Origin of the sequence: Streptomyces sp. NPDC047315, from assembly GCF_040643215.1 — a bacterium.
Lineage (GTDB): Bacteria > Actinomycetota > Actinomycetes > Streptomycetales > Streptomycetaceae > Streptomyces.
Genome location: NZ_JBEYTZ010000005.1, coordinates 291,408 through 316,066 on the forward strand (window position 1 = coordinate 291,408; position 24,659 = coordinate 316,066).

Annotated in this window: 22 protein-coding genes, 1 tRNA gene and 2 pseudogenes; 9 read left to right on the plus strand and 16 right to left on the minus strand. The window is 70.0% G+C overall.

All coding sequences use genetic code 11. The annotated features are described in order from the left end of the window. Positions 1 to 249 precede the first annotated feature (249 nt). Positions 250 to 323 (plus strand) — tRNA-Pro (locus ABZ842_RS07785). Here the strand turns inward: ABZ842_RS07785 and ABZ842_RS07790 are convergent. The 3 genes from ABZ842_RS07790 to ABZ842_RS07800 form a co-directional block, all read right to left on the minus strand. Next, a complete protein-coding gene (locus tag ABZ842_RS07790; RefSeq protein ID WP_361533356.1) occupies positions 305 to 976 on the minus strand; it encodes a hypothetical protein in 672 nt (223 codons plus the stop codon). The genes ABZ842_RS07785 and ABZ842_RS07790 overlap by 19 nt on opposite strands. Continuing rightward, positions 976 to 1,227 carry a helix-turn-helix domain-containing protein gene (locus tag ABZ842_RS07795; RefSeq protein WP_361533359.1) on the minus strand — a complete coding sequence of 84 codons (252 nt, stop codon included), beginning with the start codon at positions 1,225 to 1,227 and terminating at the stop codon, positions 976 to 978. The genes ABZ842_RS07790 and ABZ842_RS07795 overlap by 1 nt, the downstream gene beginning before the upstream one ends. Before the next feature lie 676 nt (positions 1,228 to 1,903). After that, the gene (locus ABZ842_RS07800; RefSeq protein ID WP_361533362.1) at positions 1,904 to 3,067 is read right to left on the minus strand and encodes a TetR family transcriptional regulator; all 1,164 of its coding nucleotides are present in this window, start codon (positions 3,065 to 3,067) and stop codon (positions 1,904 to 1,906) included. 243 nt (positions 3,068 to 3,310) lie between these two features. Here ABZ842_RS07800 and ABZ842_RS07805 point away from each other — a divergent pair, with 243 nt between their 5' ends. The 3 genes from ABZ842_RS07805 (at position 3,311) to ABZ842_RS07815 (ending at position 7,252) form a co-directional block, all read left to right on the plus strand. Continuing rightward, positions 3,311 to 4,768, plus strand: coding sequence for an aldehyde dehydrogenase (locus tag ABZ842_RS07805; RefSeq protein ID WP_361533365.1), 1,458 nt, complete (start codon positions 3,311 to 3,313; stop codon positions 4,766 to 4,768). Between the two features lie 86 nt (positions 4,769 to 4,854). Beyond that, a complete protein-coding gene (locus ABZ842_RS07810; protein WP_361533368.1) occupies positions 4,855 to 5,934 on the plus strand; it encodes a zinc-binding dehydrogenase in 1,080 nt (359 codons plus the stop codon). 355 nt (positions 5,935 to 6,289) lie between these two features. After that, entirely contained in the window at positions 6,290 to 7,252 is a 963-nt protein-coding gene (locus ABZ842_RS07815) for an alpha/beta fold hydrolase (RefSeq protein WP_361533371.1), read from the plus strand. Positions 7,253 to 7,442: 190 nt separating this feature from the next. Here ABZ842_RS07815 and ABZ842_RS07820 read toward each other — a convergent pair whose 3' ends face one another. The 11 genes from ABZ842_RS07820 to ABZ842_RS07870 form a co-directional block, all read right to left on the minus strand. Next, positions 7,443 to 8,972 (minus strand): long-chain fatty acid--CoA ligase, encoded by a 1,530-nt coding sequence (locus ABZ842_RS07820; RefSeq protein ID WP_361533374.1) that lies wholly within the window; start codon positions 8,970 to 8,972, stop codon positions 7,443 to 7,445. A 37-nt stretch (positions 8,973 to 9,009) separates the two neighbouring features. After that, positions 9,010 to 10,224: an MmgE/PrpD family protein gene (locus ABZ842_RS07825; RefSeq protein ID WP_361533383.1), complete on the minus strand. Its 1,215-nt coding sequence runs from the start codon at positions 10,222 to 10,224 to the stop codon at positions 9,010 to 9,012. 82 nt (positions 10,225 to 10,306) lie between these two features. Further along, positions 10,307 to 10,807, minus strand: coding sequence for a MaoC family dehydratase (locus ABZ842_RS07830; protein ID WP_361533386.1), 501 nt, complete (start codon positions 10,805 to 10,807; stop codon positions 10,307 to 10,309). 3 nt (positions 10,808 to 10,810) lie between these two features. Next, complete coding sequence (locus tag ABZ842_RS07835) at positions 10,811 to 11,773, minus strand: CoA ester lyase (protein WP_361533389.1); 963 nt, start codon at positions 11,771 to 11,773, stop codon at positions 10,811 to 10,813. A 33-nt stretch (positions 11,774 to 11,806) separates the two neighbouring features. After that, a complete protein-coding gene (locus ABZ842_RS07840) occupies positions 11,807 to 12,580 on the minus strand; it encodes a citryl-CoA lyase (protein WP_361533392.1) in 774 nt (257 codons plus the stop codon). A 31-nt stretch (positions 12,581 to 12,611) separates the two neighbouring features. Next, on the minus strand, positions 12,612 to 13,487 hold the full coding sequence (locus tag ABZ842_RS07845; RefSeq protein WP_361533395.1) for an SDR family NAD(P)-dependent oxidoreductase: 876 nt from the start codon (positions 13,485 to 13,487) through the stop codon (positions 12,612 to 12,614). Between the two features lie 35 nt (positions 13,488 to 13,522). Continuing rightward, the gene (locus ABZ842_RS07850) at positions 13,523 to 14,782 is read right to left on the minus strand and encodes a CoA transferase (protein WP_361533398.1); all 1,260 of its coding nucleotides are present in this window, start codon (positions 14,780 to 14,782) and stop codon (positions 13,523 to 13,525) included. 1 nt (position 14,783) lies between these two features. Continuing rightward, entirely contained in the window at positions 14,784 to 15,956 is a 1,173-nt protein-coding gene (locus tag ABZ842_RS07855; RefSeq protein ID WP_361533401.1) for an acyl-CoA dehydrogenase family protein, read from the minus strand. Positions 15,957 to 16,079: 123 nt separating this feature from the next. After that, positions 16,080 to 17,414 carry an MFS transporter gene (locus tag ABZ842_RS07860; protein ID WP_361533404.1) on the minus strand — a complete coding sequence of 445 codons (1,335 nt, stop codon included), beginning with the start codon at positions 17,412 to 17,414 and terminating at the stop codon, positions 16,080 to 16,082. Positions 17,415 to 17,468: 54 nt separating this feature from the next. Further along, complete coding sequence (locus ABZ842_RS07865; protein ID WP_361533407.1) at positions 17,469 to 19,331, minus strand: alkyl sulfatase dimerization domain-containing protein; 1,863 nt, start codon at positions 19,329 to 19,331, stop codon at positions 17,469 to 17,471. A 46-nt stretch (positions 19,332 to 19,377) separates the two neighbouring features. After that, positions 19,378 to 20,520 carry an acyl-CoA dehydrogenase family protein gene (locus tag ABZ842_RS07870; protein WP_361533410.1) on the minus strand — a complete coding sequence of 381 codons (1,143 nt, stop codon included), beginning with the start codon at positions 20,518 to 20,520 and terminating at the stop codon, positions 19,378 to 19,380. A 175-nt stretch (positions 20,521 to 20,695) separates the two neighbouring features. On the opposite strand from ABZ842_RS07870, the gene ABZ842_RS07875 reads away from it, so the two are divergent. The 5 genes and pseudogenes from ABZ842_RS07875 to ABZ842_RS07895 all read left to right on the plus strand — a co-directional run. After that, on the plus strand, positions 20,696 to 21,883 hold the full coding sequence (locus ABZ842_RS07875; RefSeq protein WP_361533413.1) for a lipid-transfer protein: 1,188 nt from the start codon (positions 20,696 to 20,698) through the stop codon (positions 21,881 to 21,883). 2 nt (positions 21,884 to 21,885) lie between these two features. Further along, entirely contained in the window at positions 21,886 to 22,341 is a 456-nt protein-coding gene (locus ABZ842_RS07880; RefSeq protein WP_361533416.1) for a MaoC family dehydratase N-terminal domain-containing protein, read from the plus strand. Next, complete coding sequence (locus tag ABZ842_RS07885; RefSeq protein WP_361533419.1) at positions 22,338 to 22,727, plus strand: MaoC/PaaZ C-terminal domain-containing protein; 390 nt, start codon at positions 22,338 to 22,340, stop codon at positions 22,725 to 22,727. Before ABZ842_RS07880 ends, ABZ842_RS07885 begins: the two co-directional genes overlap by 4 nt. Before the next feature lie 170 nt (positions 22,728 to 22,897). After that, positions 22,898 to 23,266, plus strand: coding sequence for an SDR family oxidoreductase (locus tag ABZ842_RS07890; RefSeq protein ID WP_361533506.1), 369 nt, complete (start codon positions 22,898 to 22,900; stop codon positions 23,264 to 23,266). 150 nt (positions 23,267 to 23,416) lie between these two features. Beyond that, positions 23,417 to 23,776: pseudogene (locus ABZ842_RS07895) on the plus strand (CoA transferase); the annotation flags it as partial. A gap of 76 nt (positions 23,777 to 23,852) precedes the next feature. Here ABZ842_RS07895 and ABZ842_RS07900 read toward each other — a convergent pair. Both ABZ842_RS07900 and ABZ842_RS07905 read right to left on the minus strand, forming a co-directional pair. Further along, positions 23,853 to 24,059, minus strand: coding sequence for a hypothetical protein (locus ABZ842_RS07900; RefSeq protein ID WP_361533422.1), 207 nt, complete (start codon positions 24,057 to 24,059; stop codon positions 23,853 to 23,855). A gap of 43 nt (positions 24,060 to 24,102) precedes the next feature. Continuing rightward, positions 24,103 to 24,648, minus strand: a pseudogene (locus tag ABZ842_RS07905) (AMP-binding protein); the annotation flags it as partial. Positions 24,649 to 24,659 lie beyond the last annotated feature (11 nt).

Genomic DNA, 24,659 nt, shown 5'->3' on the forward strand with positions numbered 1-24,659 from the left:
GCGCTTTCTGAAGTCCGTTGCACAGGGTAGGTTCCACGGTCACGGGGGGTCAATGGGTCGGACGGCGCCTCACCGCCCACCCGAACCTCGCATCCGCGCCACCGGAGTTGCCCCCGGCCCGAAGGCGATCGCGCGCCGGGGCGTGCGGGAGGGGCGTGACGGCCGGAAAGCGGTTCGTGACCACGGCCGCGAGTGCGGTATGGTTCTCATGCGCGTTCAGCCAGGGGAAACCCCAGGTCAGACGGGCAACGGGACGTGGCGCAGCTTGGTAGCGCACTTGACTGGGGGTCAAGGGGTCGCAGGTTCAAATCCTGTCGTCCCGACTTGTGTTTTCGCAGGTCGCAGGCGGTATCGGAGAAATCCGGTACCGCTTTTCCGTGTTTCTTGGGGACCCTTTGGGGACCACGCGGTCTAGCGGCGCCTTCCGGGGACGGGTTGGACGGTGAGGCTGGAGGGGTGCGCGGACGGGGTTGAGGTGGGCGGCGAAGACGACGGCCTCAACCCACCCCTGGTAATGCCCGTGGGAGCGGGCCACAAGCGCCCCCGCGAGGCGGAGCAGGGTGGGCCAGTCGCGCAGGGCGAGGGCGCGGGGGTTGTCGAGTTCGTCCTCGGCCTGCTTGTACTCGCGCTGCCAGCCGGTGACCCGGGCCGGATCGACGGTGATCAGCCCGTCCCGGACCGCCTGCTCCATGACACGGACCAGGACGGCGAGGCTGTTCTTCACGGTCGAGCGGCTCTGCTCGTCAGCGATCCAGCCGTGGACGGTACGGTCCACGGCACCGTTGGTGATCACGCGGACCGGGAAGTGCCCGAGGGCGGGGACGACCCGGCGGCGCCAGCCCGCGAGGTAGGGGTCGAGCGTGGAGACGGGGTCGAACCAGCGCACGCGGGCACGGTGGGGGGAGGGCCGGTTGGGGTGGTGCTCGATGTCGCTGGCCACCCGCACACCGAGCGGGACGGCCTCGGTGTGGGTCATCAGGCCCCCCGTTCAGGGGAGATGCGGCGCTGGGCGATCCACTGTTCGACGTCGGTGGCGCTGCAGAGGACGACGCGTCCGGCCAGGGGCACATACGGCGGTCCTTGGCGGGGGTGTGCGGTGCGCCAGCGGCGCAGGGTGGAGGGATCGACACCGAGAATCCGGGCGAGTTCCGCGGTCGAGTACCAGATGCCGGGCGGCAGCCCCTGACTCGATCCGGTGGGGAGCGGTGATGGTTCTGCTGTGCTCAAGGTCGTAGCGCAGGCACTGGGCGGCGTCGTGGAAGAACCAGGCCGAAGCGGGTTCGTCGGCTTCTGCGGTTCGTGAGGGCGGCGTCGATGGGGTCGGCGAGGCCGTGTGCAGACCCTCCCACCCCGCAGTGGCTATGGCCGCCTTCGTGGTGACGTTGCTTGGCCAGGTGACTGGACGGGCGATGGTCACGTTCTTGCGGCCCGCGCACGTAGCGGCAGATTCTTCGTCTGCCGGTGGTACAAGGGCTGCGACGCTTTGATCAGTAGAAATGCCCCTTCTGGAGTCTCCCGGCCGCAACATGGCCCGGGAATGGTCCGGATCTTGGTCGGCTGGTGGGGTAGTGGCTGGACGAGAGCCCCGCCTTGGATTTGCGCAACTCGCTTCAACTACCGGCGTTCTGGCCCGGGCTACTCCTGCCGTCGGCGAGGTGCCACAGCGGGAGGGGGCGGGTGCCGATTGGCCAACGGGGGCAGCGCAGTGCTGCTGTGCAGGTGCAGGAGGATGAAGCCGTCGGCCTCCGCCTCGCGACCCTCGGCGAGGTCGCGGACAACAGCACGGCGGAGTCGAAGGTTCAGCCGTAGCGGAAGCCGTTGCCGACCCCTGGTTAGTTCGACGGGGTGTCAATCGGCCTCGAATGTCCGGTCAGGTGTGCCGCGGGATCAGGCGACCGGGCGGTCACCAGCCCTGGAGTAGCGCCATTCCCAGTTCATTGAGCCGCTCCGGGAGGTCGCGCCGATTAGCGGTGGAACGGGAGCGGATGACGAAGTAGACCATCGACTGTACTGCCTGGACCACGATCTTGGCCTCCCTCTGGTCGCGACCGGGAAGGGCGTTGTCGACTGCCTGGAGCCAGACATTCAACATGTCGTCCTGGAACCGCTGGTACTTCTTGCGTTCCGGATCGGGGAGCTGGTCGCGTTCATTGATGAGGATGCCGACGAGGCGCGCGTTCTGCAGCGTGACGTCGACGTGCGCCGCCAGCAGGAGCTCAAGCACCTCGCCTGGTCCACGCGCTTGTGCAAGGGCCTGAGCGACCGCGAGGCGCATTCGGTCACCGGCCGCGGTCGCGGCGGCGACCAGCAGTTCGGTCTTGTTGGCGAAGTGTCGGTAGGCCCCGGTCCGGGCGATGCCGGCGGCCTCGGCGATGTCGCTCAGCCGGACGGTCTGAAAGCCGTGCTCGTCGAAGAGCCGGATCGCCTCGGTGAGGAGCTGCTCTCGGCGGGGGATGCGTACACCGGCGATCATCGGGTCGATCGCCGCGTCGGTGAAGGCTTCCTGACCATTCGAGGCTGAGAGCTCCGCGTTGGCCTCGGCCGTGGCGAGTCGCAGGAGCAGTTGCTCATGCCTTCGGCGAGAGAGAGCCGTGCGGGACGTGCGGCGGCCGGCGAAGACACCGACGACGGCGAGTGCCACGAGCCTGCTGTCCGCCTCGGAAAGCTCGTGCCGGGCTGCCCCGACCAGCGGGACCAAGTGGGCCATGGTGCCGTCGGAGTGCTCATGGATGACCTCGCGCTGATGGTCGTCCAAGTGGCGGGCCTCGCGCTGCCAGAGGGCTCCAGTACCTCGCCCTTCGACGGTGGTCCCGGCGAGTGCGGCCAGCAGTCCGTCGAGGTCGGTGGCGCTCGCAGCGATCGCGTCCAGGGTGTCGAGCTCATGGAGGACAGCAGCCAGCAAGAGATCACGCTTGTTGCGGTAGTGGCGATAGAGGGCGGGCGCCGTGATCCCCACGGCTTCGGCGACCTGCGCCACCGAAACATTGTGGAACCCGTGATCGCGGAAGAGCTCCGCCGCGGCGGAGCGGATCAATGCTTTGCGGTTGGGGGGCCTGCGCGCCGCCACTCTCCGACCTCCTTGGTCACACCTGTGCTGTGGGCAGTACTCCGGCAGTTCGCCCGGCGGCCGGAGGCGATCAACAGCGTAGCCGACCTCGAACGGCAGTCACAGACACTTCACGGCCGATCAAATGATGTGACACATGCTTCACTTTTATCTAGAATACGCTTAGTGTCACGCTGTCACGATCGACACCCCTGGAGACGTCCGAGTACGAATCTAGCCAGGGTGAGACGCGAGGAGAGCGTGGTGCCCCCCTTCATCGAGCACAAGAAGCTGTTCATCGGCGGCACATGGGTCGCGCCGGCCGGTACGGACACCATCGAGGTGGTGTCGCCCCACACCGAGCAGGTCATCGGCCGGGTGCCGCACGCGTCCCGCGCAGATGTCGACCGGGCCGTCGCCGCCGCGCGCGATGCCTTCGACCACGGCCCCTGGCCGCGGAAGCCGCTCGCCGAGCGGATCGCCGTGGTCGAGCGGATCAAGGACGGGCTCGCCGCCCGTCACCAGGAGCTGGCGGAGCTGATCTCCGCCCAGAACGGCTCGCCGATCACCTGGGCGACGAAGGCCCAGGCCCTGGCTCCGGTCGGCGCCTACGCCGTGGCCGCCGCGGTCGCCGACCGCTTTCCCTTCGAGGAGGAGCGCGTCGGCGCGGGCGGCCCCCTGCTGGTGCTGCGCGAACCGGTGGGCGTGGTCGCCGCCGTGGTGCCGTGGAACTTCCCGCAGTTCGTCACAGCCGCCAAGCTCGCGCCCGCGCTGCTGGCCGGCTGCACGGTGGTGCTCAAGCCGTCGCCGGAGACCCCGCTGGACGCTTTCCTGCTCGCCGAGGTCTGCGAGCAGGTCGGACTGCCCGCTGGCGTGCTCAGCGTGCTGCCCGCTGACCGCGAGGTCGGCGAGTACCTGGTGGCCCACGCCGGCATCGACAAGATCGCCTTCACGGGCTCCGTCGCGGCTGGAAAGCGGGTCATGGAGGTCGCCGCCGCCAACCTCACCCGCGTCACCCTCGAACTCGGCGGCAAGTCCGCCGGCATCGTCCTGGACGACGCCGACCTCGACGAGGCGATCCCGGCGCTGGTTTCCGCCGCGTACCCGAACAACGGGCAGACCTGCGTCGCCCTCACCCGGATCCTTGCCCCGCGCAGCCGCTACGACGAGATCGCCGGACGTCTCACCGCGGCCGTCGCCGCGCTCAAGGTCGGCGACCCCTCCGACACCACCACCGAGATCGGCCCCCTGGTCACCCGCCGCCAGCAGCAGCGCAACCTCGACTACATCCGCGTCGGCCAGGAGGAGGGGGCCAAGCTGCTCACCGGCGGAGGCGTACCGGCCGGACGGACGACCGGCTGGTACGTCGAGCCCACCCTCTTCGGAGACGTCGACAACGCGATGCGCATCGCGCGCGAGGAGATCTTCGGCCCGGTGGTGTGCCTGATCCCCTATGAGGACGACGCCGAGGCCGTACGGATCGCCGACGACTCCGACTACGGTCTCGCCGGCACGGTCTGGACCGGCGACACCGAGCGGGGCATCGACGTGGCCCGCCGGATCCGCACCGGCACCTTCGCGGTCAACTGCCAGCGCCTGGACCCGCTGGGCCCCTTCGGCGGCTTCAAGAACTCGGGCGTCGGCCGCGAACTCGGACCCGAGGGGCTGGCCGCGTACACAGAGGACAAGACCATCGCCCTGCCCCGCCCCGCCAAGAGCTGAGGTCCACACCGACGGACACCCCCGCGGCCCTACCTTCCGGCGGGGCCGCCCCGTTCCCGTACCCCTTCCTCCCGAGGAGCAGTCCCGTGCGCGCTGCCGTACTCCACACCACCGGCGACGAGACCCTCGCCGTCCACGACGACGTCACCACCACGTCCTTCGGTCCCGGCCGGGTCCGCGTCCGGCTGCACGCCGCCAGCCTGTGCCACTCCGACCTCTCCGCCATGAGCGGGGTCATCGCGCACCCCGCCCCCTTCGTGCCGGGCCACGAAGGCGCCGGCGAGGTCGTGGAGGTCGGTGAGGGCGTCACCCACGTCAAGCCCCGAGATCGCGTGGTCGTCTGCTGGATGCCCCCCTGCGACTGGTGCCCGGCCTGTGTCTCCGGCCGAGGCCATCTGTGCCGCAGCGGCTACCGCAACATCGGGGTGCCCAACTTCGAACGCGACGGTGCGAAGGTGCCGGGCTTGATGGGCGAGGGGACCTTCGCCGAGGAGACGGTCATCTCCGCCGCAGCGGTGATCCCGATCCCCGACGACCTGCCGTACGACGTCGCCGCACTCATCGGCTGCGGTGTCACCACCGGCATCGGGGCGGCTCTCAACACGGCCCGGGTCAGGCCCGGTTCGTCGGTGGTCGTCATCGGTCTCGGCGGGGTGGGGGTGAGCATCGTCCAGGGAGCCCTGGTGGCCGGAGCAGCGCAGATCGTCGCCGTCGACCCCACCCCCGAGCGGCGCGCCTGGGCGCTGCGCTTCGGCGCCACCGAGGCCGTCCCCCCTGAGGAGCTGGCCGAGGCCAGGAAGCGTCTCACCGGCGGAGCCGGGTTCGACTACGCCTTCGAGGCCGTCGGGAAGCCCGGTACCCTTCGTGCCGCCTACGACGCATCCGCCGTCGGCGGCACGGTCTGTCTGGTCGGCGTCGGCAGCCGCACCGACGTCCCCGACATCTCCATGGCCGAACTGGTCAGTGACGAACGGCGACTGCTGCCCTCCTTCTACGGCGGCCAGGACGTCCGGCGCACGATCACCACCATCATCGATCTGTGGCGGGCCGGCCGCATCGACCTGGAAGGCATGATCACGCACCGGGTCCCGCTGGGCCAGGTCAACGAGGCGGTACGCCAGATGCGCTCGGGAGAGGCGCTGCGCACCGTCATCGAACTGGCCTGACGAGCCGCACGTACCGCCTTCCGGCCCGTACCGACTCTTCGTCGGTGCGTACGGTCCCTGGCCTTCGCCCGCGAGTCACCCGCCGCATTGGGCCCCCCCGCACACCGGTGCGGTCCTGTCGGTGTTCTCCGAGGACAGTCTTCCCGGTCGGTCGTCCGCGCCTGTGACGGATGTCTTGTGGGGCGCGGGAGCCACTGTGACATTTGGCGGCATCCGGGTTCCGGGGAACGGCCCGTCGGCAGGCCGTTACCCGATCGTCCCTGCGCGCCCAGTGGGTGCGCGCACGCTCACATGAAGACGGAGAAGGTCCATGGTGTCAGTTCGGGCCGGGGCGCGACGCCCCTCCTGGAGAAGCATGCTGTCTGTCAGGTGGCGGACGTTGGGTGCCGTGTTCGCGGCGCTCGTGTCCCTGGTGGTGCTCTCACCTCAGAGCCACGCCACGGCCGGCGACCCGCCCCTGACCATCCCGCAGGCGACCCTCGACGCCGCCCTGTCCTGCCCCACCACCTACCCCGACACCACCCGAGAGCCGGTACTCCTCCTCCACGGCACCGGCACCAACGCCGAAGAGAACTGGGGCTGGAACTACACCCCCGCCCTCCGCGACCGCGGCTACGACGTCTGCACCGTCGACCTCCCCCTGTGGGCACTCGGCGACATCCAGGACGCCACCCAGTACGTCGTCAACGCCATCCAGCACATCCACACCGCCACCGGTCGCAAGGTCGACGTCATCGGCCACAGCCAGGGCAACCTCGAAATGCGCTGGGCCGCCAAGTGGTGGCCCTCCGTCCAGAACGCCGTCGACGACATGGTCCTGGTCGGTAACCCCGGCCACGGCATCATCGCCGAATCCGTCGTCTGTGTCCTGCCCTGCGCCACCGCCGGCACCCAGTTCAGCGCGGGCTCCAACTTCCTCGAAGCTCTCAACGGCGGCGACGAGACACCCGGACCGATCACCTACACCTCCATCTACAGCCGGGGTGACGCCGTGGTCCAGCCCTTCACCACGGCCATCCAGGAAGGCGCCACCAACATCGCCGTGCAGGACATCTGCCCGGGACGCGTCGTCGGGCACATCGGCCTGCTCTTCGACTCCGTCACCTTCCGTCTCGTCGAGGACGCCCTGACGCATACCGGTCCGGCGAACCCGGCACGGCTGCCCTTCGGCACGTGCCTCGACGTCAACATGCCCGGCGTCACCCCCGCCGAGGCAACCTACGGGCTCACCGTGGCCGGCCCCACCGCCCTGACCCGGCTCGCGACCTTCGGGCCCTTCTCCTGGACCGAGCCTCCGCTCAAGGACTACGTCCAGTAGCAGCGACGGGGCATCCGGCCGTACCGCCGATGCGGCGGTACGGCCTCGCCTCACGGCATGACGGGGCGGGCGGTCAGGGTCTTGAGCAGGACCGCACCCCCCGACAGCGGCCGTCCGGGGGCGATCGGGAGCTGACGCTGACGCGCGGTCCTAGCGGCGCGTGCCTTCAGGGCCGCACGTCCGTCGCACCTCACCGAGTGGCGGCGCGCTCCCGCAGTTCGTGCTTGAGGACCTTACCCGCTCCGGAGAGGGGCAGCGCGTCCAGGAACTCCACGCTGCGGGGAGCCTTGTAGCCGGCAACCAGGGTCTTGACGTGGGCCCGGAGTTCTTCGAGCGTCGTCCGGGCGCCGGGGCCGAGCACGACGGCCGCATGCACCCGCTCGCCCCAGCGTTCGTCGGGAACCCCGAGTACAGCGCAGGCGGCGACGGCGGGATGCCGGGCCAGTGCGTGCTCCACCTCGACGGTGTAGACGTTCTCCCCGCCGGTGATGATCATGTCCTTGAGGCGGTCGACGACATGGAGACAGCCGTTGGCGTCCAGGTAACCGATGTCGCCGGTGCGCAGCCAGCCGTCGTGCAGCGCCTCGGCTGTCTCCTCGGGTCGGTTCCAGTAGCGGAGCATGACGAAGTCACCGCGCACCAAGACCTCGCCCACGTCGCCGGGTGCCTGTTCCGCCCCGTCCGAGCCGGCGATCCGCAGCTCGCAGAAGGGAGTCGCCCGTCCCACGGAACGGAGCACGGCGCCACCGGCGGCATGCTCCTCACGCCCGAGCACGGTGATGCCAGCGGCCTCGGTCATGCCGTAGCCCTGGCTGAAACCTGCGTGCGGGAACGCCTTCATGGCTCGCTCCAGGACCGGCGCCGGCATCGGGGAAGCTCCGTAGTGGACGGCGTACAGGCTGCTCAGGTCGTGGTGGCAGATGCCGGGATGCTCGACCACCGACTGGAGCATGGTCGGCACCAGCGCGGTGGTGGTGACGCGGTGCCGTTCCACCGCCGCCAGCACGGCCTCCGCGGTGAAGCCGGGCAGGAACACCTGGGTGCCGCCCACCGCGTTCTGTGCCAGCCAGCCGCCGATGCCGGCGGTGTGGAAGAGCGGCGCGGCGACGAGGGTGACCCCGCCGGGCAGTACCGACCTGGACGCGAGCTGTGTGGTCGCCAGGGAGGCCAGCAGGCCGCGGTGGCTGTGCAGGACGCCTTTGGGGAAGCCGGTCGTCCCGCCGGTGTAGACCAGCAGGGCCGGGGTGCCGCCACCCCGGCGGAGGTCCGCGACCGGGCCGGACGCCTCGATCAGGGCCTCGTAGCCGGTCACGTCCTCGGAGGCGGGTTCATCCCCGCCATGGACCACGGAGCGCAGCTGCGGGCACTGGGCTCGCAGGGCGGGCACCAGGGACAGGAATGTGTCGTCGACGACCAGTACGGCGGCATCGGCGTCGCGGAGCGCGTAGGCGATCTCGGCGGTGCTCCAGCGGGTGTTGAGCGGGTTGATCACGGCACCACACCACCAGGCGGCGTGGAACACCTCGTGGTGCCGGTCGGAGTTCGCTGCCAGGAGGGCGATCCGGTCGCCCTCGGCGACGCCCAGGGTCCGCAGCCCGCCCGCAAGCCGGGCCACCCGGTCGGCGACTTCGCGTACGGTACGGCTCCGGTCCCGGAAGACCGTCAGGGGCCGCTCGGGCGTCTGCTGGAGTGCTCGGTGCAGAAAATGGGTGAGGTGCACGGGTCCGCCGATCGTCGGAGGGGAGCCACGGGGGGCATCAGGCCATGGGGAGTGCCTCGGCCAGCAGGTCGCGGGCGGACGCCCAGGTGATTCCGGCCAGCATCCCCGGCACGTCGGGGCCGCACACGGCGGACTTGGCCGCTAGGTCGGCGCGGGTGAGCGCACGGCGCGGCGAGCCGGGCGGCTCGGCGAGGGAAGTACGCAAAGTGGTGCCGTCGTCGAGCGTGAGGGCGATGGCGATCTCGCCGTGCAGGATGTCGTCGCCGCCGGGTGTACGGACGACCTCGACGAGGCCCGTCAGACGCTGCGCCTCGGGACGGTTCACCGCCGCGTCGGTGAAGCTCGTGAAGTCCGGGAAGCCGTCGAGGAGTGCCGTGGCGATGGCGTACGGCATGGAGAACTTGCCGGCCAGACCGCTGGTCGGCCGGTCGTGGAGGAGTGGTTGCATGGTCGCTTCGGGGGTGGTGACAACCACCCGGGCGACTCGGGCGGGGTCGATGCCCCCAGCTCGGGCGGACAGCTCACGCAGGGCGGCGATGGGGCGCTGCATGGCGTAGCAGCAGGGGTGGAGCTTGACGGCCAGGCCACCGGGGACGGCAGGCGCGCCCGTCGCGAACGGCACTGCTCCGGCATCGGTACCAGAGAGGAGTCTCAGCCAGTCGTCCACCGCCTGGGGATCGGCGGTGGCTCCGGCGGCGGCCAGACGGGCGGCGCGCACGCCGGCCTCGGCGGCGAAGCCGACCTGGAGTGACTTGCCGTGGGTCCCGAATGCCGCCTGGACGCCGCCGGCCGCGGGCACCGCGAGCGCCATGGCGACGGCGAGCCGCTCCTGCGACAGGCCGAGCGCCACGCCCGCCGCGACGGCCGCGGCGGGTGCGCCCTCCGTGCAAGTGGCGTGCCAGCCGGCGGCGTAGTGCTGCCAGCCGAGCAGCATGCCGAGCCTGGTCATGACGCCGGCGCCGGCGAGGTAGGCCCTGGCGTCCCCGCCCGTCGCGAGGACGGCGGGGACGATCACGACGCTGACGTGGCTGTTCGCATCGACCTGGACGTCGTCGAAGTCCAACACATGGCCGACCGCGGCCCAGCGGGCCGCGTCGGGCAGGGGCGCGGCGAGCCGGGCCACCTCGTGCACCCGGGCGGCCAGGGTCACCGCGAGGGTGTCGAGCAACGAGCGCTCGGCCAGCGCGAGGTCGTCGGTGTCGGGCTGGTGGGAGTGCGCCCAGCGGGCGAGTGTCTCGGCGAGGGCCGCCATTGTTCCCCTCCGTCTTGACGGGTCGGCGATGGCCGTGTCCCGGGCCGCCCCGCGTAGTTCGGCTGCCCGGGACACGGGTTCTTCAGGACTCTCGGAGCTCGGGGCGGCCGGGCTGGTCGCCGCCGTGCGCCTTGAGGTGTTCCTCGGTCGGCACCATCACCTTTCGGCGGAAGACGCAGACGAGGGTGCCGTCCTGCTTGTAGCCCTTGGTCTCCACGTGCACGATGCCGCGGTCGGGCCGGGAGGTCAGCCACTTGTCGAGAACCTCGGTCTGGCCGTAGATCGTGTCCCCGTGGAAGGTCGGGGCCACGTGCTTGAGCGACTCGATCTCCAGGTTGGCGATGGCCTTCCCGGAGACGTCCTCCACGCTCATGCCGAGCAGCAGCGAGTAGATGTAGTTGCCGACGACGATGTTCCGGCCCTGCACCATGGTCGTGGCGTAGTTGGTGTCCAGGTGGCCGGGGTGGTGGTTCATCGTGAGCAGGCAGAAGAGGTGGTCGTCGTACTCGGTGACCGTCTTTCCGGGCCAGTGCTTGTAGACGGCGCCGACCTCGAACTCCTCATAGGTGCGTCCGAACTGCATCGCTCAGACCTCCGGGATCTCGAACGTGCCGGTGCGCTGCATGCCGGCGGCGCGGCCCTTGCCGGAGACGACCAGGGCCATCTTGCGGGATGCCTCGTCGATCATCTCGTCGCCGAGCATCGCGGAGCCCTTCTTCCCGCCGGCCTCGGACGCGTGGTAGTCGTACGCGTCGAGGATCAGCTCGGCGTGGTCGAAGTCCTCCTGCGAGGGCGAGTAGATCTCGTTCGCGGCGGCGATCTGGTCCGGGTGGAGGGCCCACTTGCCGTCGAAGCCGAGGGCGGCCGAGCGGCGGGCGATGTTCCGGTAGCCGTCGGTGTTGCGGATCGCGGCGTACGGGCCGTCGATGGCCTGCAGGTTGTTGGCGCGGGCGGCCATCAGAATGCTCATCAGGATGTGGTGGAAGGCGTCCGACGGGTAGTCCGGGAGCTGCTCGCCGATGGTGAGCGCGCGCATGTTGAGCGAGGCCATGAAGTCGCCGGGACCGAAGATGATGGTCTCGACGCGGGCTGATGCCTGGGCGATCGCGTTGACGTTGGTGAGGCCCTGGGCGTTCTCGATCTGCGCCTCGATGCCGATCTTGCCGACCTCGAAGCCCATCGTCTTCTCGATCTGCGTAAGCAGCAGGTCGAGGGCGACGATCTGGTGTGCGTCCTGGACCTTCGGCAGCATGATGCAGTCGAGGTTCTGGCCGGCGCCCTCGACGACGGTGACGACGTCGCGGTACGTCCAGTGGGTCGTCCAGTCGTTGACGCGCACGACGCGGGTCTTGCCGGTCCAGTCGCCGTTGTTCAGCGCGTCCACGACGGTGGTGCGGGCGCCTTCCTTGGCGAGGGGGGCGCAGGCGTCCTCCAGGTCGAGGAAGACCTGGTCGGCGGCGAGACCCTGGGCCTTCTCCAGGAAGCGCGGATTGCTGCCGGGCACGGCGAGGCAGGAGCGCCGTGGGCGGAGTCGGTTGACTGTGCTCATGGGAGTGAGGTGTTCCTTCGGGGCGTGGGGTGCTCAGCGCTGGGGCTGGTAGTCCGTGTGGTGCCCGACGTGCATGACGAGGGCCTGGGCGGTGCTGATGTGCGTGCCGTTGGCGGACTCCTCGGCGATGTGGCCCACCAGGCCCACCGCGCGGGCAGCGGTGACGACGGCGCGCACCAGCCGCCAGTCGAAGCCCATGTCGGCCAGGCAGGCGCCGAAAGCCCCCGCGCCGTTGAGGGTGATCATCCTTCCCTTGCGGCGCTCCATCTCCACGTGCACGGCCTGGAGCAGCAGAGCGTGCTCGCCCAGCAGCCCGTACTCTTCGGCGAGTTCGAAGTAGCGGGCAGTGCGCGGGTCACGCGGGCGGTGGACCGGGTGGCCGAAGCCGGGCAGCTTGTCCCCGGACGTCTCGTGCGCGTCGAGGACGCCGGCGGCGGTCTCCTCCCGGGACTGCCCCTCGGGGGCGTTGGCCAGGGCCTCCTGGAGGAAGCGGGCGGTGAGTTCCATGGCGCCGAGGTAGACGCTGCCGGCGCCGAGTAGCCCGGCGGCGACGGCGGCCTGGGTGGCCTCGGGGGCGCCGAGCCACGTCAGCCGGGTCGCCAGGGCGCTGGGCGTGAAGCCGTGTTCGGCGATGCCCACCATCAGGGCGTTGAGGAGCTTCGACTCGTTCGTGGTGGGCAGGCGGCGCTGGGCGCCGAGGAAGACCAGGTCGGCGAGGGAGGCGTGGCCGATGATCTCCGTGCAGAGGTCGTAGCCGTAGATATTGATCGAATCGGGCTTGGAGGCACCGATGTGCGTGGTGTACATCGCTGATCCTTCTCAGGTGTCGGAGCGTGGGTCAGGCGGACGGGACGAGCTTCGGCGGACCGTCCGGCAGGCTGGACAGGACCCTGTCCAGGCCGGTCTGCGTCCAGCGGCCGTCGCCCTCGTGGGTCTCACGGACCGTCCAGCCGTCGTACACGTCGATGCGGCTGCCGCGGATCATCAACAGCTGACCGCTGGCCTTGCAGTCCTCGCGGGCCAGCCAGGCCACGAGGGGCGAGACGTTTCCCGGATGCCACTGGTCGAACTCGCCTTCGCGGACCGCCAGCTTCTCCGCAAGGCCCGGGGTCTCCATGGTCATGCGGGTGCGGGCCACGGGTGCGATGGCGTTGACCCGGACCCCGTACCGCTCCAGCTCGCGCGCGGCGACGACCGTCATGGCGGCGATGCCGGCCTTGGCAGCCGCGTAATTGAGCTGGCCGGGATTGCCCCGCAGGCCGGAGCCGGAGGAGGTGTTGACCACCGAGGCACCGACCGGCGTTCCGGTCGACTTGGCCAGGTCACGCCAGTACGCGGCGGCGTGGTGAAGGGTGGTGAAGTGGCCCTTCATGTGGACGGAGACGACCGAGTCCCACGCGGCCTCGGTCATTTTGACGACGGTGGCGTCGCGGGTGATGCCGGCGTTGTTGACCAAGATGTGCAGTCCGCCGAAGGCGGTGACGGCCGTGTCGACGAGGTTCTTCGCCGCGGCGAAGTCGTCAGCGCGGCCGGTGTCGGCGACGGCCTCGCCGCCCGCGGCGATGATCTCGACGACGACCTCGTGCGCGGGGCCGCTGTCCGGGTCGTTGACGACGACCTTGGCCCCCTCGGCGGCGAGCAGCAGTGCGTGCTCTCGCCCGAGGCCGCGGCCGGCGCCGGTGACGACGGCCACGCGGCCGGTCAGGCTTGCCATAGAAGGCTCCTTGTGAGAGGGGTGACGTGGTGGAGTCAGCACGGTCCGGCGACGGCACCCGCCGCGTGCAGGGCGGCGATCTCCTCGTCCCCGTAGCCGGCGCGCCGCAGGATCGCATCGGTGTGTTCGCCGAGCAACGGGGCCCTGCGGATGACGCGTTCCGCGTCGCCCGCGAAGCGGATCGGGCTGTCGGCGATGGTCACCAGGCGTTCCACACCGGGGTGTTCGACCTCCCGGAGCATGCCGCGGGCCTTGAGGTGTGGATCGGCGAAGAGTGAGTCCGCCGTGTTGACGGGTCCGATCGGCACCTTTCCGCCGAGGAGCGCGACGAGTTCGGCGCGGGTGTGGCGGCCGGTCCACTCGGCGACGATCCCCAGTACCTCCGCCTGACGCGAGCAGCGCAGCACATTGGTCGCGTAGCGCTCGTCCGCGCCGAGCTCGGGCCGTCCCATCGCCTGGCAGAGCAGCCGCCAGTGGTGGTCCGCCGGCGCTGCGGCCAGCGCGATGCGCCCGTCCTGGGCCGGGAACACTCCGAACGGGCAGAGCAGGGGGTGGGTGTTGCCCTCGGGACCGGGGACGGCACCGGTGTACGAGTGCTGGTAGACGATGCGTTCGCAGGCCGCCACCACCGCGTCGTACATGCCGACGTCGACGAACCTGCCGCGACCGGTGATCTCCCGTTCGCGCAGCGCCGCGAGGGCACCGATGGCGGCGAACAGAGCGGGGACGGTGTCGCCGAGTCCCGGGCCGGTCTTGACCGGTTCGCCGCCCTCGGGGCCGGTGATGCCGAGGAGGCCGCCCATCGCCTGGGAGACGATGTCGAAGCTGGGCCAGTCCTGGAGGGGGCTGACGCCGGTTCGCGGGTCGCCGAAGCCCCGGACGGTGGCGTAGACGAGCCGGGGGTTGAGTTCGGCAAGGTGTTCGTAGCTGAGTCCGGCCTTCTCCATGACGCCGGGCCGGTAGTTCTCGACGAGGATGTCGGCCGAGGTGGCGAGTCGGCGGATGACGTCGGCGCCCTGCGGGGTGGTGAGGTCGACGACCATGCCCTGCTTGTTGCGGTTGATCGACTGGAAGTATCCGCCGAACGCCTTGAGGTGGTCTTCCGGTGCGTACGGGCCCTGGTTGCGCACCATGTCGCCGAAGGGCGGTTCGACCTTGAGCACCGTGGCGCCCAGGTCGGCGAAGAGCATCGTGGCGTAGGGGCCGGCCAGCATCCGGCTGAGGTCGAGGACGACGAGTCCGGCGAGCGGGCCGTGGGACGCGCCGGCGTCGACACCGGTGTCGGTGGAGGCCATCTCAGCGGCCCAGCAGCGTGTCGGAGATGATCTTCATCTGGATCTCCGAGGTGCCCTCGAAGATCTTCGTCAGGCGTGCGTCGCGCCAGTAGCGCTCGGCAGCGAAGTCGGTGGTGTAGCCGGCACCGCCGTGGATCTGGAGACCCTCGCTGGTCACCCGCTCCGCCATCTCCGTCGCATGCAGCTTGACCATGGACGCCTTGAGGCCCGTCCGCCGCCCGGCGTCGACCTCGGCGCACACCTGGTACAGCAGTGCGCGCGCGGCCTCGATCTGCGTGGCCATGTCCGCGATCTTGAAGCGGATCGCCTGGTTGGCCCCGATCGGCCTCCCGAACTGGACTCTGGTTCCCGCGTACGCGATCGCGTCCTCCAGGGCTCCCCGCGCGAGGCCGATGGCCCGTGCCGCCGTGTGGATCCGGGCCACCTCCAGATCCGACATGGCGACCTTGAAGCCCTCGTCCCGTCGGCCGACCATGGCTCCCGGCTCGACGCGGGCGCCGTCGAACGACAGCTCCCAGGTCTTCCAGCCGTGGTAGCCGATCTTGCGGACGGGGTTGCCGGTGACCCCGTCGGGCAGGGTTCCACGCGCCTTCGGCATGACGAAGGCGCTGATGCCGTGCGAGCGGCGCTTCTCGTCGACGGGTGAGGTCCGGGCGAAGACCAGGAGGTAGTCCGCGGCGTCCGCGAACGTGCACCACATCTTCTGGCCGGTGACCCGCCAGCCGTCGCCGTCACGCTCCGCGCGGGTCCGGATGTTGGCCACGTCCGAGCCGGCCTCCGGCTCGGAGAGGGCCACCGCGGACAGGAACTCGCCACGGGCCATCAGCGGCAGGTACTCGTCGCGCTGCTCCTCGGTGAAGGAGTCGTTGAACTGCTGGGCCCGGGCGATGATACTGGCCACGCTCATCCAGCCGCGCGCCAGCTCCTCCACCACCAGGGCGTACTCGAACACGCCCAGGCCCAGGCCCCCGTACTCCTCGGGGATCAGGATGCCGAAGAAGCCCAGGTCGGCCATCTTGCGACGCAGTTCGAGGGGGATCTCCCCGGCGACCGGGTCCAGTTCGTTCGCCACCGGGAGCACCTCCTTGAGGGTGAACTCCCGCGCCAGCGCCTGGATCGCCAGGCGGTCCTCGGTCAGGTACGTCCCCATCGGCGCCCCGGTGTATGTGCTCACCGTGCTGCTCCCTGTCCGCCCACGAAGGGCCTCGGTGTCCTGTAGGGGAATTTGAATGTTGCAAGAAGCGCGACTATAAATGCTGAGATACTAAGCTCAATTGAGGCAGAAGTGAAGAGCGTGTCACGTTGAATCGATAGTTGACAGCTTCCGTGCGTCGCGGTCGGGGTCGATCAGGAACATCGCCGCGACGGCGACGACGATCATGCCGATGCCGACGGTGAGGAAGCCGTTGCTGTAGCCCTCGGCGACCGACCGGCCCGTCGCCACGAAGCCGCCCATCGCGATCGGAGCGACGATCGTGGCGAGGCTGTAGAAGGCTGTGACGATCGCCAGCACCAGGCCCCGCTGCTTCGCCGGGGCCACGTCGCTAACGGCGGCGAAGGTGGCGCCGTAACCGGCCGTACTGAGGCACGAGGCCAGCACCAGAAGCACCATGTGGGGCGTGCCCGCCTCCAGGGTGGTGAACGTGACGGTGGCGAGGCCGGAGGCCAGCACCAGCGAGGAGCCCAGGAGCCCCCGGGTCACCCGATTGCTGAAGCCGCGCCTGGTGAGGGCCGCCGAGACGACGCCGATCGAGATGGCCGCGACGGCGGCGCCGACGTAGGGCAGGGCGGTGAGCTGCTTGGCGGTCTTGTCGCCGTACCCCATGCCCTCCTCCAGATAGAGGGTCAGCCACGTGATCTTCAGGGTGGTGTTGGTGTACGTCATGAAGAGCAGCAGCATGATGCCGAGGACGGTGCCCGTCCCGAAGATCTTGCGCAGCGGTACCCGGTCGGGGAGCCTCGGCACGTCCGCGTCATGCTCCCCCGTCCCGCTGTGGGCACCGGCGCTGGTCTCCGGTCCGTCGCGGCCCAGGAGCAGCCAGATCAGGGCGAAAATGGCGCCCATGGCGGCGAGGGAGCCGAACGCCGCGTGCCACGAGTAGTCGGTGATGATCCAGGTGAGGACGGGCACGCCTACCGCCGGTCCGATGCCTGCCGCCGCGACCAGCACCGAACTGGGCAGCACCCGTCTGGCCGCCGGGAACCACGAATGCGCGACATGGATCGCCAGCGCCGTGGTCGGCCCCTCGGCGAACCCCAGGAGCACCCGGGAGGCGATGACCATGCCGAGGCCGACCTGCCAGGCCAAGGGCAGCATGCTCAGGGCCCACAGCGCGGAGATGCCGAAGAGCAACCAGCGCGCCTGCACCTTGCCCACGAGCCAGCCGCCGAGGATGCCGCCGATCGCGAAGAGCCAGCCGAAACTGGACTGGACGATGCCGAATTGCCGGGCGTCAAGTCCGAGTTCACGCTTGATTTCGGAGCCGGCCAGCCCCACGACGGCCTTGTCGGCGAAGTTGACCAGGAGCAGCAACGAGAGGAGACCGACGACCAGCCAGGCGTAGCGGTTTTGGTCAGCGGGTGCTTGATGTTCGGGGGTCTTCGGCGGAGGTACTTCCTGCTCAACAGCCATGGGGCGCTCCCAGGGGGGAGGGGCGGATGGGGCGGGCGTGAAGCCGAGCGGATGTCAGGGGGTGACGATCGGGAACGTCAGCGGCGGGTCCTCCAGTAGGTCCTGGAGGGTGGTCAGTGCGCCGACGTCGCCGTTGAGTTCGATCGATCCGCCCGTGATGTCGGCACGGCGGGACAGGACACGCTCGAGGTCCGGCCGGGTCAGCCGGAGGGTCAGCTGGGGCTCCTCCCCACCGGGCGCGTCGCCGCGCATCGGGGTGAGGACCCCGTTGGCGATCAGCGTCGTCCAGCTCTCGCCGCGGTCCGTGAACTCCCAGCGCAGGACGAGCCGGTGGGCGGCTGCCCGCGGGCCGTCGAGCCGGATGGCCATGAAGTGGAAGATCTGTTCCGAGGAGAGGCCGGCCAGCATCGCCGGGTTGCCGCCGACGGCGCGGGCGGGCGGGGCGTCCGGCACCCAGTCGCGCAGCTCCCGGGCCCCGGACAGGTAGAAGTTCCGCCACGGAGCGGACTCCGCCGCGTAGCCGAGCCTCTCGAAGGTGCGGGCCTGGAGTTCACGGGCCGCGGTGTGCTCGGGGTGAGCGAAGACGACGTGGTCGAGGACTTCAGCGACCCAGCGGTGCTCCCCCGCCTCGAAGGACGCGCGGGCCTTGGCGACCAACGCGTCTGGGCCGCCCATGAACTCGACGTAGCGGCGGCCCGCCTCGGTCGGCGGTAGCTGGTGGAGACGGGCGGGGTTGCCGTCGTACCAGCCCATGTAGCGCTGGTAGATGGCCTTGATGTTGTGGCTGAGGGTGCCGTAGTAGCCGCGAACGTGCCAGGCCCGCCCCAACTGCCCTGGGAATTCCGAGAGTTCCTCGGCGATCTCGGTGCCGGTTAGGCCGCGGTTCATCAGCCGAACGGTCTGGTCATGGAGGTAGGCGTAGGCGTCGCGCTGCTCGGAGAGCAGCCGCGTCAGCTCGGTCCGTCCCCAGGTGGGCCAGTTGTGGGAGCCGATCAGCACCTCTGCGTCGTCGGCGAAGAGCTGCACGGTCTCGGTGAGATAGGAAGCCCAGGCGCGGGCGTCGCGGACCAGCGCTCCCCGCAGGGTGAGCACGTTGTGCAGGGTGTGGTTGGCGTTCTCCGCCACCAGGAGCACCTTGTGGTCGGGGAAGAAGAAGTTCATCTCCGACGGCGCCTCGGTCTCGGGCGTCAGCTGGAAGACCAGGCGCACTCCGTCGAAGGTCATCTGCTGCCCGGTCTCCTCCACCGTGACGGTGGGCGGTATGACGCCGATGGAGCCGGTGGAGGTTGCCTGACCGAGGCCGCAGCCGATCATGCCGTCGGGGGCGGCCGGGAGGCCGTTGCCGTACATGAAGGAGGCGCGGCGGGCCATCGCCGGACCTGCGAAGACGTTCTCGCTGACGGTGTGCTCCATGAAACCGGACGGGGCGATCACCGGGGTCTCGCCCGCGGCGACCGCCTCGACGGTGGTGACCCCGAGCACGCCCCCGAAATGGTCGCTGTGGCTGTGGGTGTAGACCACGGCGGTCACGGGGCGGTCGCCTCGGTTGCGGCGGTAGAGCGCGAGCGCCTCGGCAGCGCACTCCTTGCTGATCAGCGGGTCGATGACGACGACGCCCCGTTCCCCCTCGACCAGGGTCATGTTGGAGGCGTCGAGGCCGCGCACCTGGTAGATCCCGGGGACGACCTCGAAGAGGCCGTGCAGGGCGTTGAGCCGGGACTGGCGCCACAGGCTCGGGTTGGCCGTGTCGGGGCAGTCTTCCTCCAGGAAGGACCAGCGGTCGCCGTCCCAGACGACGCGGCCGGAGGCGTTGCGGATGACGCAGGAGTCCAGCCGGTCGACCAGTCCGCGGGTGGCGTTGGCGTGGTCGGCGGGGTCGTCCCAGTCGAGTCCGTCCAGCTGGGGCAGTGTGCTCATGGTTCCTCGTTTCGGGGTGGCTCGCGGGAGCGGGGCGGAGGGCCGTTCAGGTGGAGCGGAGCAGGGCGCGGCCGATGATCAGCTTCTGGATCTCGCTGCTGCCCTCGTAGATGCGGGTGATCCGGATGTCCCGGTAGATCCGCTCGACGGTTGCCTCGCGCATGTAGCCCATGCCGCCGTGGATCTGCACGGCGAGGTCGGCGGCCTTGCAGGCCGCCTCCGTGCAGAACAGCTTGGCCGTGGAGGGCCCGAACTTGGTGTCCTCGCCCGCGTCGTAGCGGCGTGCGGCGTCCAGGACGAGTGCCCGGCCGGCGTCCAGCAGGGTCTTCATCTCGGCGAGCATCGCCTGGACCAGCTGGAACTCGCCGATCGGGGTGCCGCCCTGGGTGGTGTTGCGGGCGTGCTCGACCGATTCTTCGACAAGTCGGACCATGGTGCCGACGCACAGCGCGGCGGCGTGTAGCCGGCCCTTCGAGAGGCTGCGCATGGCGGCGTTGAAACCCTTGCCCTGCATGCCGCCGATCAGCGCGGAGTGTGGGACGCGGACCTTGTCGAAGAAGACCTCGGAGGTCCAGGCTCCGGCCTGGCCCATCTTGCGGTCCTTGGGCCCGACGGTCAGGCCGGGGGTCCCGGCCTCGACGAGGAGGCAGGAGATGCCGTCGGTGCCGCGGGCCCCTTCCGCGGTTCGGGCGAAGAGCATGAAGACGTCGGCGACCGGCGCATTGGTGATGAAGCGCTTGGCGCCGGTGATCTCGAAGTGTCCGTCGCCGGTGTCCACCGCCCGCGTCCTCATCCCGGCGGGGTCCGACCCGGCCTCCGGCTCCGTGAGGGCGAAGGAGGCGATCTGCCCCCCGACGAGCCGGGGGAGCCACTCCTCCTGTTGCTCTTTGGACCCGTAGTTCAGGAGGACTCCACCCGCGATACCGACGTTGGTGCCGAACATCGAGCGGAAGGCGACGGTGGTGTAGCCGAACTCCATGGCGAGCAGGGCATCCTCGGTCACCGAGGTGGCCATGCCTCCGTACTCCTCCGGGAAGGAGTAGCCGAACAGACCCATGTCGACGGCCTTGTCCCGGATCTCCCCGGGGACGAGATCCGTCTCGTCGATCTCGCGCTCGCGCGGAACGACGTCCTCTCGGATGAAACGGCGCACCGCATCAAGGACGTCCTCGAACTCCGTTGCGTCCACGACGACGCTCCTCAACTCTCGTGGTGATCTTGCTGCCCGCCGGTCTCGGATGTCCTCAGTAGTGAAGACTGCGCACAGGTATGGGCGAGGCTCAGTGCCTTGACACTAGGGTGGGCGCGGTGAAAAGTGAAGATGACGTCACACATTCCTGGAGGTAATTCCTCATGGAGGAACGATGAGCCGCGGAGTCCTCGTCGCCGGCGTGGGCATGATCCCGTTCAGCAAACCCGGCCGCAGCGACGAGTACGACGTCATGGGCGCCGCCGCCGTCCGGGCCGCACTCAAGGACGCCGGACTCGACTACGGGAGGGTCCGGCAGGCGTACGCCGGCTACGTCTACGGCAACTCGACCTGCGGGCAGCGCGCGCTGTACCGGGTCGGCATGACCGGTGTCCCGGTCGTCAACGTCAACAACAACTGCTCGACCGGCTCCTCCTCCTTGTGGCTGGCCCGCCAGGCCGTGGAGTCCGGCGCGGTCGACTGCGCGCTTGCCTTCGGTTTCGAACAGATGAAGCCCGGCGCCCTCACGGGGGCCTGGGCAGACCGCGCCACCCCCCTCGACCGTTTCATCGAGCAGATGGACGAGATCGAGGGCGGCCCGAGCGACGCTCCAGCCGTGATGCGCTTCTTCGGCGCCGCCGGCACGGAGTACATGGACCGCTACGGCATGCGCGCCGAGACCTTCGCCAAGGTCGCCGTGAAGGCCCGCAGACACGCCGCCAACAACCCGTACGCCGTCTTCCGCGATCCGATCACGGAGACGGAGGTCCTTGCCGCACCGCACCTGTACGGGCCGGTGACCCGGCTCCAGGCATGCCCGCCGACCTGCGGAGCGGCGGCGGCGATCGTCTGCTCCGAGGACTTCGCCCGCGCGCACGGCCTGCGCACGGACGTCGCGATCAGGGCACAGTCCCTGGTCACGGACCTCCCGAGCACCTTCGAGGACAAGTCCATGATCACGGTGGTGGGCGCGGACATCACACGGGAGGCCGCCCACCAGGTGTACGAGGCATCCGGCCTCGATCCCCGGGACATCCCCGTCGTCGAACTGCACGACTGCTTCACGGTGAACGAAGTGCTGTGCTACGAGGCCCTCGGCCTGTGCGAGGAAGGCGGCGCCGAGCGCTTCGTCCTCGACGGTGACAACACCTACGGGGGCCGCGTGGTCACCAACCCGTCCGGCGGCCTGCTGTCCAAGGGCCACCCGCTGGGCGCGACCGGTCTCGCGCAGTGCGCCGAACTGGTCTGGCAGCTGCGCGGCACCGCCGGCGACCGCCAGGTCGAAGGTGCCACCCTTGCCCTCCAGCACAACCTGGGTCTTGGCGGCGCCGGTGTCGTCACCCTCTACGAGAAGGCGTCCTGACCATGCCCATCGACCCCAGCATCGTCGGCACCCGCACCGCCGAGCACACGGTGGAGGTTGAACGCGGGCGCCTGCGCTTCTTCGCCAAGGCCACCGGCCAGGCCGACCCCGTCTACACCGACGTGGAGGCCGCCAAAGCGGCCGGACACCGCGACCTGCCGGTGCCGCCGACCTTCCTGTTCTGCCTGAACATGGAGGAGCCCCACACCACGGACCTGCTGCAGCGGATCGGTGTGGACCTGCGCACCATCCTGCACGGCAGCCAGGGCTTCACGTACCACTCCCTCGTCCATGCCGGGGACACCCTCACCTTCTCCACGTCCATCACCGACGTGTACGCGAAGAAGGGTGGCGCCCTGGAATTCATCGTCCGCACCACCGAGGTCACCCGCGACGGCGACCTCGTCGCCGAGCTGGCCGGCGCCGTGGTGGTCCGCAACCCGGAGGCCGCCAAGTGACCCCGCTCCGCACCGGCGACAGGCTGACCCTCGACGCCCCGAAGATCACCCGCACCACCCTGGCGTTGTACGCGGGCGCCGCTGGCGACCACAACCCGGTGCACATCGACATCGACGCCTGCAAGGCCGTCGGCATTCCGGACGTCTTCGCCCAGGGCATGCTCTCCATGGCCTACCTGGGCCGGCTGCTGACCGACTGGGTGCCGCAGGAACGCATCCGCTCCTATGAGGTTCGCTTCTCCGCCATCACCCCGGTCAACGCCACTCCCATCTGCACGGGAAGCGTCGCCAAGACCGAGGACGGCCTCGCCCGCCTCGGCCTGACGGTCAGCCTTCCCGACGGCACGGTAACCCTCCAGGGGTCCGCCGTCGTCATCGCCTCCTGACAGCGAAGGACGTACGCACATCATGGGAACCCTGGACGGCAAGGTCGCCCTCGTCTCCGGCTTCCGGCCGGGGCATCGGCCGTGAGGTCGCCCTCAAGCTCGCCTCCGAAGGCGCCGCGGTCGTCATCAACGACCTGGACAAGGAGCCCGCCGAGGAGACCGTCACCGACATCGTCGCCACCGGCGGCAACGCCGGCCAGGCCAACTACTCCTCCGCCAAGGCCGGTGTGATCGGCCTGACAAAGTCCATGGCCAAGGAGTGGGGCCGCTACAAGGTCAACGTCAACGCGGTCGCCTTCGGTTGGATCCTCACCCGCATGACGGAGGCCGCTGCCGACTCCGACGCGACCGTCGAGATCGAGGGCCGGAAGATCAAGGTCGGCATCAATCCGGAGCTGGCGAAGGCCGCCGCCCGGACAATCCCGCTCGGCCGTCCGGGCACCCCGGCGGAGGCTGCGGGCGCCGTGTACGCCCTGTGCCTGCAGGAGGCCAACTACGTCTCCGGCCAGGTCCTCACCGTCGACGGCGCCAGCCGCTGATCGGGCGAGTGCCATGAGACGAACGACCTACGCCAAGGAGCACGACGCCTTCCGGGCGGTGATCCGGGACTTCGTCACCCAGGAGGTCGCCCCCCCCACGTCGAGGGATAGGAGTAGAACAACCTCGCCGACCTCGGCCTCTCCGACGACCCCGTCTTCGCCCGGCAGCACGACGAGGACGCGTGGCCCGCCATGAGAGCACGCCTCGCGGAGGTCTTCGCGACACGGACCCGCGAGGGGTGGACTGCCGCCTTCGACGGGACCGAGTCCTGTGTCACCCCCGTACTGTCCCTCGCCGAAGCCGCCGCGCACCCCCACACCGCACGCGGCACGTACAGCACCAGCGCCGGCTTCATCCAGCCCGGTCCCGCGCCCCGGTTCTTCGGCACCCCGAGCGCCCCACCCCAGCCCGCGCCCGTGATCGGCGCTGGCCCCGACGAGATCCTCGTCGGGGCCGGTCTCGCCACGACGACCGTCCGAGCGCTGCGCCGACGCGGCGTCATCGGCTGACGCCGTCGGAGCCACGTGACTACGGCCGAGGGCCCGGACGTGGAGGCGGCGTCCGGACCCTCGGCCGTACTCGTGATCAGGCGACCGCGTCGGCGAAGCGCTCGCGCAGCACCGTCTTCTGGACCTTGCCCGTGTCCGTCACCGGCAGGGCGTCGACGACGAACAGCCGGCGCACCCGCTGGTAGGGCGCCACCTGCTCGGCGACGGCCGCCATCAGGTCGTCCGCGAACGCCGAGCCCCGAGCGGCGGCGGTCCGCCCCTCCCCGCCGGGCGCCAGCACCACGAAAGCCGACCGTGATCTCACCCGCGTCCGCGTCCGGCGCTCCGATCACCGCTGCCTGGGCGACGGCTGGGTGGGCGCAGAGCAGCTCCTCCAAGGGCTGCGGGTACACGTTGTACCCCTTGTAGATGATCATGTCCTTGGAGCGGCCGACCAGGAACAGGAAGCCGTCCTCGTCCAGGCGTCCCATGTCGCCGGTGTGCAGCCACCCGTCCATGTACTGCTCGGCAGTCAACTCGGGGTGGCCCAGGTACCCGTCGGCGACCTGCGGGCCCCGGACCCAGATCTCGCCTGTCCGCCCGGCGGACAGGACGGTGCCGGTGGCCCCGTCCCTGATTTCGCCCTCGGTGTCGAAGATCGGGACGCCGACGCTGCCGGTGGGCGTCGCCCGCCCCCCGGTCAGCGCCGGTGCGGCGACGCCCATGGTCGCCTCGCTCAGGCCGTAGCCCTCGGCGATCCGGGCGTTCGGGAAGACCTCGGCGAGTCGCCGCAGTGCGCCGGTGTCGATCGGGGCGGCGCCGGAGGTGACGAGCCGTACGGACGAGAGGTCGTGGCGGTCGATCGCCGCGCTGCGCAGAACCGCGTAGTACACGGCCGGTGAGC